The 11471-nt window shown below is 73.3% G+C and carries 9 protein-coding genes; 4 read left to right on the top strand and 5 right to left on the bottom strand.

The genetic code is table 11. The annotated features are described in order from the left end of the window. The 5 genes from G6R24_RS13155 to G6R24_RS13135 all read right to left on the bottom strand — a co-directional run. Positions 1-643 (bottom strand): TetR/AcrR family transcriptional regulator (locus G6R24_RS13155; protein WP_225438472.1); only part of this gene is annotated, 643 nt, incomplete at its 3' end. A gap of 220 nt (positions 644-863) precedes the next feature. Continuing rightward, on the bottom strand, positions 864-2735 hold the full coding sequence (locus tag G6R24_RS13150) for a glycosyltransferase family 39 protein (protein WP_163549544.1): 1872 nt from the start codon (positions 2733-2735) through the stop codon (positions 864-866). Positions 2736-2946: 211 nt separating this feature from the next. Further along, positions 2947-3867 (bottom strand): SDR family NAD(P)-dependent oxidoreductase, encoded by a 921-nt coding sequence (locus tag G6R24_RS13145; protein ID WP_163549543.1) that lies wholly within the window; start codon positions 3865-3867, stop codon positions 2947-2949. Between the two features lie 107 nt (positions 3868-3974). Further along, on the bottom strand, positions 3975-4634 hold the full coding sequence (locus G6R24_RS13140; RefSeq protein WP_163549542.1) for a TetR/AcrR family transcriptional regulator: 660 nt from the start codon (positions 4632-4634) through the stop codon (positions 3975-3977). Between the two features lie 147 nt (positions 4635-4781). Continuing rightward, positions 4782-7103 (bottom strand): ATP-dependent DNA helicase, encoded by a 2322-nt coding sequence (locus tag G6R24_RS13135; RefSeq protein WP_163549541.1) that lies wholly within the window; start codon positions 7101-7103, stop codon positions 4782-4784. Positions 7104-7189: 86 nt separating this feature from the next. Between G6R24_RS13135 and G6R24_RS13130 the strand changes: the two genes are divergently transcribed. From G6R24_RS13130 to G6R24_RS13115, 4 genes are all read left to right on the top strand, one after another. Beyond that, the gene (locus G6R24_RS13130; RefSeq protein WP_163549540.1) at positions 7190-8047 is read left to right on the top strand and encodes a histidine phosphatase family protein; all 858 of its coding nucleotides are present in this window, start codon (positions 7190-7192) and stop codon (positions 8045-8047) included. A 61-nt stretch (positions 8048-8108) separates the two neighbouring features. Further along, positions 8109-8897, top strand: a complete 789-nt coding sequence (locus G6R24_RS13125) for an SCO1664 family protein (RefSeq protein WP_163549539.1) — start codon at positions 8109-8111, stop codon at positions 8895-8897. A 93-nt stretch (positions 8898-8990) separates the two neighbouring features. Next, a complete protein-coding gene (gene mshC, locus G6R24_RS13120; protein WP_163549538.1) occupies positions 8991-10334 on the top strand; it encodes a cysteine--1-D-myo-inosityl 2-amino-2-deoxy-alpha-D-glucopyranoside ligase in 1344 nt (447 codons plus the stop codon). A 3-nt stretch (positions 10335-10337) separates the two neighbouring features. After that, a partial coding sequence (locus G6R24_RS13115; protein WP_163549537.1) for an ATP synthase F0 subunit B occupies positions 10338-11471 on the top strand: 1134 nt, incomplete at its 3' end.

The following is an 11471-nucleotide window of genomic DNA, read 5'->3' as shown; positions in this document are numbered from 1 at the left end:
GGGTGGCCATCGGGTGGACCGAGGTCAACGCCGGCAGCAGGATGTGATCGACGAATCCGGCGAGGTAGCCGGGGGTGACCTGGATGCCCTCGAACAGGGCCCGGCCGGGCATCATCGCGAGGAAGGCGAGCGGGCCGAACTCGAGCGCGGCGGTGTCGGAGACGAGCTCGCCGCGCGTCACGGCCTGGTCGAGGATGTCGCGCAGGGTGTCGTAGAACGGGGAGAACAGCCGGTGGCGCAGGGCGGCGCCGAGATCCGGATCGAGATGGCTGGCGTGGGCGAGCCCGGCCAGCAGCGGGGCGTCGGTGGCGGCGACATTGCCCAGGACCTCGGTCATCACCAGCAGATCGCCGCGCAGGCCGCCCGTGTTGATCCGGGTGGGCCCCGGGTTGTCGTGGTGCAGGGCGTCGACGACCAGGTCGACCTTGCTTGGCCACTGCCGGTAGAGCGTGGCCTTGCTGACGTGGGACCGGGCGGCGATCCCGTCCATGGTCAGACCGTCGTAGCTGGACTCGATCAGGAGCGCGATCACGTTGGTGTGGATCTCACCGACCCGTTCGGCGCTGAGCCGGCGGCTGCCCGCCGGCCGGGGCCGCGTCGGCGCCGTCCCCGGGGGAGGAGGCCCATCGCCGTCATCCGCCATGGTCTCACCCCTTCGTTCCACCGAACTCCGCCTGGGAACGAAACGGTACCGTACCCAAGGTGTGGGCGAAAGGGATTCGTGGTACTATGGAGGATTGACGTCCGCGCGACCCGGTCACCCCCTCGTCACTCGAGCGCCCCACCACCCAGGTCGTGTCGGATGGTGGGGCGCAGGGTGGGGTGTGCAGGGCGGTGGGGTCCAGGGCGCGCCGGGGCCGCTTCTAGCGCAGGGTGGAGAAACGTTCCAGGGAGGCGCCCTCGTAGAGGTCGCGCTGGTAGACCTGCACCGTGCGGTCGCGCAGGGTGGCGAGCTGGTCGGAGAGCACCGCGCACGCGCCCTCGAGGAACCGGTAGCCGTCGGCGCGCACCAGCAGCACGGCGTGGTCGGGGCCGGCGAGCTCGTTGACCTCGGCGGCGAACGCCGTGCCGTTGGCGTGGCGCATCCGGTCGGGGTAGTCGACCCAGTCGACCAGCGAGGGGCCCGAGGAGTCCGCGTAGACGATCTCGCGCACGGTCAGCGGGCCGTGTCGGCTCAGCGCCCGGTGCACCGCCGGGCCGAGCTGGTCGGGGCAGTAGGCGACGACGTCGCCGGGGCGGGCCAGCGCCACGATCCGACCGGCGATCTCCCCGGCCTGGGTGCGTTCGGTGCGGGCCAGCTGCCAGCCGCCGATCAGCCCGCTGCCCACCGCCAGCACCAGCACGATCGCCCGCACCCGCGTCCCGGGCAGCACGGCGATGCCGAGCGAGGCGAGCATCAGACACGCCGGCAGTGCGATACCGGTGTACCGCTCGGCGTAGGCACTGCCGCCGAACGCGTTCACGAAGTAGGCGAGCACCAGCGGTGCCAGCCAGATCGCCGCGAGATAGCGCCCCGGTACCCGTCCGGTGACCCGGACCGCGAGTTCGCGGCCACCGGCCGGGCGGGCGGTGAACCCGATCAGGGCCCCGCCGAGCAGCACCACGCCGAGCAGCGCCCCGGTCGACTGCGGCCCCGCCCAGTCGAACACCGTGTCCAGCAGCACCTGGGCCTGCACCTTCGGCGCCCAGGGGGTACCGGTGTGCAGCATCTGGAAGGCGAACGACGGCATCCACGGCGCGAACAGGACGGCCGAGGCCGCCATCGCCACGAACGCCCGCAGCGTCACCCGCCGGTAGTACGGCCGCCGCCGGGCCTGCAACAGCAGGAACGCCGCCACCGTGAAGATCAGCAGGAACGTCCAGTAGTGCGTGTAGACCAGCGCGGTCGTCGTGAGCGTGAGCAGGCCCAGCTGGGGCAGGCTCGAACGTTCCAGGGCCCGCACGGCGGTGAACCCGAACACCAGCACCAGCAGTACGACCAGCGAGTACATCCGCGTCTCGCTGCCGTACCGGATGGCGTAGGGCGAGCAGGAGAACAGCAGCAGCGTCGCGATGGCCACCCAGGTCGGCGCGTCCGACCCGGCGTTGCCCGCACCGGAGGCGATCCGCCCGACGCGGCGCCCGCCAAGCCACGCCAGCGGCAGGGTGAGTAGCGACAGCACACCGGACAGCGCCCGCACCGCCACATCGCCGTCGCCGAACACCGCGATCCAGACGTGCAGCAGCAGGTAGTACAACGGCGGTGAACCGTCGTGGCGCAGCGCGTGCAACAGGTCCGGCACGGGCAGCGACGCGATCGCCACGGTCAGCGACTCGTCCAGCCACAGATGGCTCGGTGTCGCGAACCGCAGCACCGCGCCGACGGCCACGGCGAACCCGACGGCCACCATCAGCAGCGCGTGCGCATGCCCGCGGACCAGCCCCCACAGTCCCCGCCAGGCCGGCCCGATGCCACGGGACGATCCGGTGCCACGGGACGGTGCGACCTCGCCGGCCAGCCCGGTGCTCTGGGTCAGGCCGGCGTCCGAGGTGGGGCCGGTCCCCGGGATCGGCTGGGCCACCTTCGGCTCGGGCGACGAGCCGTGGGCAGATGGTGGGCCGCCCTCCAGGGATGACAGCCTGCCCTCGAGAGGTCGAGGGCGCCCGGGATCGCGGGGGCCGGGCAGCAGCGCCGGTCCCGGAGCGGCCTCGCTGCTGCCCGCCGCGTCTGCATCCACGATGGGAACGCTACCCATCCTCTCGCCGCACGATCTTGCCTCCTGCCCGGGGCGTGCACGCGCCCGGGGCGGGGCGCGCCAACCGCGGCGACGTCGGCCTCGTCGCCGCACCCTCAGCTTGTCATCCGGCGGTCACCGTACGGCCACCGGGCTGTCCCCGGGGACCCACCATCCCAGACGGGGACACACCCCTGCCACATCGAGGGTGGCAACGTGGGCGACCTCTCGGTCAGCCGTTGCCGGCGGCCTCGTCCGGCGGGCTGGGCCTGCGGTAGTCGATCGAGGGCTCCAGCCCGTTCAGGGTCGGAATGCGCAGCGCGTACAGCTCCTCGCGTTCCACCCGCTCGGCCTGCGCGACGATCTCATGCTCGTCGTAGTGGACGGAGAAGAACCGTCCGGTCGCCGCGTCCGCCTTGCCGGAGGCGAGGAACAGGCACAGCTCGGCCGAGCGCTCCGCCGGATACCAGCCCTCGTCCTCCAGGGCATGACCCGCGGGAAAGACCTTCGGGAAGTCCTCCGGCGGGTTGTTGATGAGCTCGTCGCGGTGGGGCCACATGGGTTGGGTCAGCTTGCTGAGCACATTGCCGGGCGTGATCGAGAAGACGGAGATGTTGTGTTCCCGCAGTTCCAGGGCGAGTATCTCGGAGAACCGGATGAGGCCCGTCTTCGAGACGCCGTAGGGCACCTGGTAGGCCATGCCGATCATGCCGGCGCCGCTGGCCACGTTGATGATCCGCCCGTGCCCGGCCTCGAGCATGTCGGGCAGCACCAGACGGCTGGCGTAGATCGGGGTGAGCAGGTTCAGGTTGACCCCACGCAGGATGCCCTCGGGCTCCAGCAGGCTGAACCGGCCCGACGTGCCGCGGCCACCACCACCGGCGTTGTTCACCAGTACGGTGACCGGTCCGAACTCCGACCGGGCGAAGTCCAGGACACCCTTGAGCGCTTCCAGGTCGGTCACGTCGGCCTGACGGGCCGCGGCCCGCCCGCCGGCGGCCCGGATCAGGGCGACCGTCTCCTCGATCTCCGCGATGTGGCGGGCGGTGACCACGACCGCCGCGCCCTCCTCGGCGAAGCGCAGCGCGATCGCGCGTCCGATGTTGCGGCCACCGCCGGTGACGACGGCGACCTCGCCTGCGAGCTGACTCATGAGCTGATCACCCTTCTGACCTGTGTGTTGTCGCTAACCTGTGTGGTGTCGACGGACCCGGGGATCCGCATCTCGGGAAGGCGGCGCGTCGGCGGCCAGGGCGCCGGCTACGGCCCGGCCGGTGGCGACGCCGTCGGCGACGATCCGACCAGCGCCGGCAGCAGGATGTGATCGACGAATCCGACGAGGTACTCGGGGGTGACCTGGACACCCTCGAACAGGGCCCGGCCGGGCATCATCGCCATGAAGACGAGCGGGCCGAACTCGAGGGCCGGGCTACCGGGTGGGATCTCGCCGCGTTCCACCGCGCGGTTGAGGATGTCGCACAGGATGGCGTGGAACGGGGCGAACAGCCGGCGGCGTAACGCCGCACCGAGGTCCGGATCGAGATAGCTGGCGTGCGCGAGGCTGGCCAGCAGCGGTGCGTCGGTCGGGGCGACGTCACCGAGGACCGTGGTCATCGCCAGCAGGTCGCCGTGCAGGCTGCCGGTGTCGATGCGGGCGGGCGGGGGGTTGTCGTGGCGCAGGGCCTCGGCGACCAGATCGGCCTTGCCCTGCCACTGCCGGTAGAGCGTGGCCTTGCTGACCCGGGACCGGGCGGCGATCCCGTCCATGGTCAGGTTCGCGTAACCGACCTCGATCAGCATCTCGATCACGTCGGCGTAGATCTCCCCGACCCGTTCGGCGCTCAGCCGCCGGCTACCCGCCGGCCGCACCCGCGTCGCCGCCGTACTCCCGGGACGAGCCCCGTCACCACCGTCTGCCATGGCCTCACCCCACCGTCACCACTGTCGTCCGGGAACGAAACGGTACAGTTCCGCTGGCCGTGGGGCCACCGGCCCGGTCGGGTCGGATCGGGTTTCCGCCGAAGGTCGACCCGGCGCGGGTGGCGGGGTCAGACGGTGTGGCGGGGGTCAGACGGTGTCGTCGAGGTCGTCCTCGAGATCGTCGTCGGAGTCGTCCTCGAACTCACCGGCCTCGTGGCCGGCCAGCAGCGGGCCGAGTGACGTCACCCGCCGCCGTCCGCCGGAGGTGCGCACGGCGTGGCGGACGGCCGGGCCGTTGACCGCCACGATCGACAGGTGGCTCGCCGCCCGGGTCAGAGCCGTGTAGATCAGCGGGCGGGTGAGCATCCGCCCGGCCTCCGGGGGGAAGACGGCGACGACGGCCGGCCACTCGCTGCCCTGGGCCCGGTGCACCGTCACCGCCCACCCCAGGCGCAGATCAGCGAGCAGACCGACGGGAACCTCGACCGTCCCGCCGGGGAAGGCGACCCGCAGCCCGCCACGATCGCCGAGTGCGACGACCGTGCCGATCTCACCGTTGGCGAACCCGATGTCGACGTGGTTCGCCGTGGCCACCACCCGGTCACCGATGTCGAACGCCGCGGTCGAGCGACCGCCGCCCCCAGCTCCGGGGCCGGACGTACCGGGATTGAGGACACGCTTGAGGGCCGCGTTCAACGCCGTGGTGCCGGCGGGACCGGCGTGCACGGGCGTGACGACCTGGATGTCGGCGACCGGGATGCCCAGGGCCCGCGGAATGGAGTCGGTGACGAGCTGCACCGTGCGGTGGGCGGCCTCGCCGGAGCTCTTCGCGGGCACGACGACGACCTCCCGGCCGGCGTCCGGCGCGGGCGGCGGCAGCTCACCGCCGCGGACCGCGGCCGCCAGGGTCGCGATACCCCCGCCGTCCACCTGGCGGTAGAGCCGGCGCAGTTCCGTGACCGGTACCTCGCCCCGCGGATACGGGTCGGCCGGGTCGTCCTCGGGGTCGGCGCCGTCCGGGCCGGCCAGGGCGGGGCCGCGGGCCAGGCCGTAGTCGAGCAGGTCGGTGAGGACCTGGCCGGGGCCGATGCTCGGCAGCTGGGCGGGGTCACCGACGAACATCAGGTGGGTGCCGTCGGCGCAGGCGTCGAGCAGGGCGGCGGCGAGCTCGGCGTCGAGCATGGACGCCTCGTCCACGACCACCAGGTCGGCGTCGATCGGATTGTGTTCGCCGCGGGCGAAACCGGCGCCGCGGCCCTGGGCGCCGAGCAGGCGGTGCAGGGTGCTCGCCGGTGCGTCGCAGAGCTCCTCGAGGCGCTTGGCGGCCCGTCCCGTGGGTGCGGCGAGCGCCACCTCGGCGCCGGCCGCCTCGGCCAGCCGGACCACGGCCGCGACGGTGCGGCTCTTGCCGGTGCCCGGGCCGCCGGTGAGCACGCTCACCCCCGACTCCAGCGCCGCGTGGGCGGCGCGCAGCTGCACCTCGTCCAGCCCGTGCACGGCGTCGTCGGCGTCCCTGGCCGCGCCGGAACCACCGCCGGCCGCGCCCCCCTGGCCGTCCGCACCGCCGTCGAGACCCGCGGCGTCGCCGTCGGTGTCCTCGTCGTCGTCGGTGTCGCTGGTGTCCTCGGTGTCGCTGGTGTCGTCGGTGCCGTCGTCGAAGCTCAGCTCGGTCGCCGGCGGCGGGACGGGGACGGCCGGGGTCACCGCGTCGTCGTCGGTGGAGTCGGGCCGGCGGCGGGCGCGTGGCTGGTCGGCGCGCAGAGGCTCGGCGGTGGCGATGAGGCGTTCGATGCCGTCGGCGATCAGCTGTTCGGCCATCGCGTAGCGCTCGAGCGCGATGCGGTCGCCGACAGCGAGGATGCGTCCGTCCTCGAAGGCGGCGGCCAAGGCGATCCGCGGGTCGGCGACGCCCTCCCGGGTGGCGGCGGCGAGCACCGGCTCGACGGGGGCGGCGGTGTCCCCGGAGCGGGCGGCGGCCCGGCTGAGCAGGTAGGCGAGCACCGCCGGGCCGCGCAGCGGATCGTCGCGGTGGCGGCCGCGTAGCCGGGCGAAGCGGTCGGCCTGGGTGATCTCGGCGTCCGCGGTGAGCAGCGCCCACGGGTCGGCCCGCAGGTCGTCGGCGGCGGTGGGGCCGAGCCGTTCGACGGCGGCGCGGGCCAGCCGCGCCGGAAGGTTCGCCCCGACGAGCAGCTCGACGACGGCGTAGGTGGCCGCGGCGGAGCGGAAGCTGTCGACCAGCCGGCGGGCCCGTGGGCCGGAGACACCCTCCACCTGGCCAAGGCGTCCGACGTCGACATGCTCGGGCAGGCTGATGCCGGCGGCGGCCAGCCGGGCGCCGGTGGTGCGGCCCAGACCCGGCCACAGGCCGGCGTCGTGGAAGGCGGCGAACACCGCGTGCGGATCGGTGCTCTGTTCGTCGCCGGGCGGGGTCGGGGCCACGGCGGTGCTGCTCGGGTACGCGTCGGGCATGCCGGGAAGCGTAACCACGGATCGTCCGGCACCGGTCGATGCCCACTCGGTAGCGTGAGCGCAACCTCCGGCGAAAGGGACGACGCGTGACCACGGTTCTGCTGGTCCGGCACGGCCTGACCGCCGTCACCGGCAAACTCCTGCTGGGTTGGACGCCGGGCGTGGGCCTGGACGAGCGCGGCGCCGCGCAGGCCGCGGCGGTGGGGACCCGGCTGTCCCCGGTGCCGCTGGCGGCGATCGTGTCCAGCCCGCTGGACCGCTGCCACCAGACCGCGCAGGCCATCGCCGCGCGCCGCCCCGACGAACCGGCCACCCCCGGCGGGCGGCAGGAGGTCACCGTCGACGAACGCCTCGGTGAGGTCCACTACGGCGACTGGACCGGTCGGGAGCTCAGCGAACTGGTCAAGGAACCACTGTGGAAGGTGGTGCAGAGCCATCCCAGCGCCGTGGTGTTCCCCGGCCCGCAGGGGGAGGCGCTGCGGGACACGCAGTCGCGCGGGGTCGCCGCGGTCCGGGAGTGGAACGAGCGCCTCGGCCCGGACGCCACCTGGCTGCTGTGCTCGCACGGCGACGTCATCCGCACCATCGTCGCGGACGCCCTCGGTATCCACCTCGATCTCTACCACCGGATCACCATCGACCCGTGCTCACTGACGGTGATCCGCTACGGGGAGCGGCTGCCGCTGGTGCGCCGCCTCAACGACGTCGGCGGAGACGTCACCGACCTGCTCCCCCCGCCCCCCGCCGCGGCCACGGACGGTGCGGCCACGGACGGCGGTGCGGGTGACGGCGGTGGTGCGTCCCGCGGGACGTCGACGTCCGAGGGGGCCGGTGGGCCGGGCACGTCCGAGGGGGGCGACGGGCATCCGGTCAAGGCGGACGAGGTGGACCCGGACGCGGTGATCGGCGGCGGAGCGGGCGCATGGGTTCCGCCGCCCGCATAGAGAGCTGGCTCACATCGTCCGGTCGGGGACAGTCCGGGTACCGGCCGGACACACTGGGCTGATGGGCGATACCGCGGTGGGTCCGACCGACCTCGGGCCGGGGCGACGCCAGCCCCTCGACCCGCTCGACTGCGGCGGTCTCGAACTCGACGGCGCCCTCGACCTGCTGGCCGCGGGCGAACTCACCGTGACCGGGCGGATGACCGACGCCAGCAACGCCACCCTGTACTGCGAGATCGCCGCCGGGGGGAGCTCCGGTCGCTGCGTCTACAAGCCGATCCGCGGCGAACGCGCCCTGTGGGACTTCCCCGACGGCACCCTGGCCGCCCGCGAGCTCGCCGCCTACGAGGTGTCCGCGGCGCTCGGCCTCGGCATCGTGCCACCGACGATCATGCGGGACGGCCCGTTCGGCCCGGGCATGGTCCAGCTGTGGATCGACACCGACGTCACCGTCGACCTCGTCGCCCTCACCCGCTCGGACGACCCGCAGCTGCGCCGCATCGCCCTGTTCGACGCGGTGATCAACAATGCCGACCGCAAGGGCGGCCACCTGCTGCCCGCGCCGTCCGGGCGCGTCCACGGCATCGATCACGGCGTGACGTTCCACGCCGAGGGCAAGCTGCGCACCCTGCTGTGGACGTGGCGTGGCCGGCGCCTGTCCGCCGAGGAGACGGCGCTGCTGCGCGGCCTCGCGGAGCTGCTCACCGGGGACCTCGGGCGCCGCCTCGAACCGTTGCTGACCGTCACCGAGCTCACCGCGCTGGACGCCCGGTTGGACGGTCTGCTGGACACCGGTCGCTTCCCGCTGCCCTCCGGTGACTGGCCTCCCATCCCCTGGCCGCCGTTCTGACCTCCCGGCGCGGCATGTTTGCGCAGGTCGATTACGTCGCGGTTACCCGTCTTGCCGCCGCCGGACCCACCGTTCGCGGTTACGCTGACACGCATGCAGGCGTGGCCATCTCCCCCGGTACGTCCCCTTCCCGGCCGTGGCGGGCCGTTGAGTGTTCTTGATACCGCCTCCGGTCGGATCCGCCCCCTGGCGCCGGGGCCCACCGCGCATCTCTACGTCTGCGGCATCACGCCCTACGACGCGACGCATCTCGGCCACGCCTTCACCTACCTGATCTACGACCTGGCCCAGCGGGTGCTGCGCGACGCCGGCCACGACGTCCGATATGTGCAGAACGTCACCGACGTGGACGATCCCCTGCTCGAGCGCGCCGAGCGGGACGGGATCGACTGGCGTGATCTCGCCAGCCGTGAGATCGCCCTGTTCCGCGAGGACATGGCCGTCCTGCGCATCCTCGCGCCGGACGCCTACATCGGGGTCGTCGAGGCCATCGAGCTGATCGTCACGATGGTCGCCGAACTGGTCGAGCTCGGAGCCGCCTACCAGGTGGACGACGACGTGTACTTCTCCGTCGCCGCCGCCACCGGGTTCGGGGAGGTCTCCCGGCTGTCCCGCCCGCAGATGCTCGCCCTGTGCGCCGAACGTGGCGGTGACCCCGACCGTGCCGGCAAGAAGGACCCGCTCGACCCGCTGCTGTGGCGGGCGCACCGTCCCGGCGAGCCGTCGTGGCCCTCACCGTTCGGCCCCGGCCGGCCCGGCTGGCACATCGAGTGCGCCGCCATCGCCCGCCACCACCTCGGCGGCGTCGTCGACCTCCAGGGCGGCGGTGCCGACCTGACCTTCCCGCACCACGAGTGCAGCGCCGCCCACGCCGAGGTCGCGGCCGGTGCCCGTCCGTTCGCCCGCAGCTATGTGCACACCGCCCTGGTCAGCCTGGACGGCCACAAGATGTCGAAATCGCGGGGCAACCTGGAGTTCGTCTCCCGTCTGCGACGCGAGGGCGCGGACCCGGCCGCCGTCCGGCTGGCGCTGCTCGACCACCAGCACACCAGCGAGTGGGAGTGGACCCCCGCCTGTCTGAGCGCGGCCACGGCCCGCCTGACGCGCTGGCGGGCCGCCGTGGCCCTGCCCACCGGCCCGGACGCCACGGGCGTGCTCGCCGCCGTCCGTGCGCGGCTCGCCGACGACCTGGACGCCCCCGGTGCCCTCGCCGCCGTCGACGCCTGGGCGGACGCCGCGCTGGCCGACGGGCGGCCCGCGTCCGGGGTGGTTGCCGAAATAAGTCGTTTTGGCGGTGACACCGCAGGTGGGGTCTCGCGCGCTTGGCCTTCTGGTGGCATGACGGGCGTGGGAGGGGAGGCGCCCGCACTGGTCTCCCGGCTGGTTGACACACTGCTTGGTGTAGACCTTGAACCCGTCCCACCTACAGGGAGCTGATGGATGGGGTCGCACCACCGCGGTACCGGGCCCGGATCCGCTGACGAACGGCCCTCCTTCGACGAGGTCGCCCACGGCTACGACCCGCGTCAGGTGGATGACTACCTCCTTACGCTGTGGCGTTACGCCAGCTCGGTGACCTCGCGCGCCGCGGCCGCCGAGAGCGCCCTACGCCACGAACGGGAGCGTCAGGCCACGGCGAGCACCGGTGGCCCGGGCGCTGCTGGTGGTTCGGCTGCCGCTGGTTCGGCTGCCGGTGGTGCGGCCGGTGGCGCGGGGGCCGGGTTCGGCGCTGGAGCGGGTACGGATACCGCCTCCGCCGGCACCCGCATCGGTCAGATGCTCGCGATCGCCCAGCGCGAGGCCGAGGACATCATCGAAGGCGCCCGCCGGATCGCCGAGTCGACCCTCGAAGAGGTCATCGAGGACGCCGGCGCCAACCACCCGATCGTCCGCGAGGCCCGCGAACAGGCCGAGAAGCTGCTGCTCGACGCGGTCGAGGAAAGCCGCCAGATCGCCCACACCCGCCACCTCGAACTACAGGAGCAGATCGCCCGGGCCGCGGCCACCCTGGACGTGCTGCGCCACCAGCAGGGTGAGATCATCGGCGCGGTCCTGCGGCTGCGTGCCGTCCTGGGTTCCGACGAGATCGACCGAGCCGTCACCGACCTCGCCCGCGCCGGCTCCGGCCCGACCTTCGGGGCCGCCGGTGGTCCGTCCTCGTTCGGCCCCACCGCCTCCGCCGGTGACTCGGCATCCGCCAGCGCCTCGACGTCGGGTGGCGACCCGGGCTTCGGCGGCACCTCGACGCTCGGTGGCGACCCAGGGTTCGGTGGCACCGCGACATTCGGTTCCGCCGGATCCGACCCGTCGGCGTACGGCTCGTCGCCAGGCGGGCCGGTGGATTCCGGCACCGGAACCGCCCAGGCGTCGGCGGCCTCCGGCGCACCGGGGTCGTGGCCCGGGGCCTACACGTCCTCGGCCGACGGGGTGCCGGCATCGGGGCGGCTGGGTGGCAGCCAGCCCCAGGCAACGTTCGGCCCGTCCGGTGCGGCCACCAGCGGCCCGGGTACCGGTCCCACCGGTCATGGTCCCACCGGTCATGGTCCCACCGGTCATGGTCCCACCGGTCATGGT

The sequence above is a fragment of the Candidatus Frankia nodulisporulans genome, assembly GCF_902806475.1.
Taxonomy (GTDB): domain Bacteria; phylum Actinomycetota; class Actinomycetes; order Frankiales; family Frankiaceae; genus Frankia; species Frankia umida.
The sequence above is the reverse complement of the archived record's forward strand: the minus strand, read 5'-3'. Positions and strand labels throughout refer to the sequence as shown.

Coding starts and splice junctions, on each gene's coding strand:
- G6R24_RS13150 (WP_163549544.1), bottom strand. CDS start 2,735: ATGGGTAGCGTTCCCATCGTGGATGCAGACGCGGCGGGCAGCAGCGAG.
- G6R24_RS13145 (WP_163549543.1), bottom strand. CDS start 3,867: ATGAGTCAGCTCGCAGGCGAGGTCGCCGTCGTCACCGGCGGTGGCCGC.
- G6R24_RS13140 (WP_163549542.1), bottom strand. CDS start 4,634: ATGGCAGACGGTGGTGACGGGGCTCGTCCCGGGAGTACGGCGGCGACG.
- G6R24_RS13135 (WP_163549541.1), bottom strand. CDS start 7,103: ATGCCCGACGCGTACCCGAGCAGCACCGCCGTGGCCCCGACCCCGCCC.
- G6R24_RS13125 (WP_163549539.1), top strand. CDS start 8,109: ATGGGCGATACCGCGGTGGGTCCGACCGACCTCGGGCCGGGGCGACGC.
- mshC (WP_163549538.1), top strand. CDS start 8,991: ATGCAGGCGTGGCCATCTCCCCCGGTACGTCCCCTTCCCGGCCGTGGC.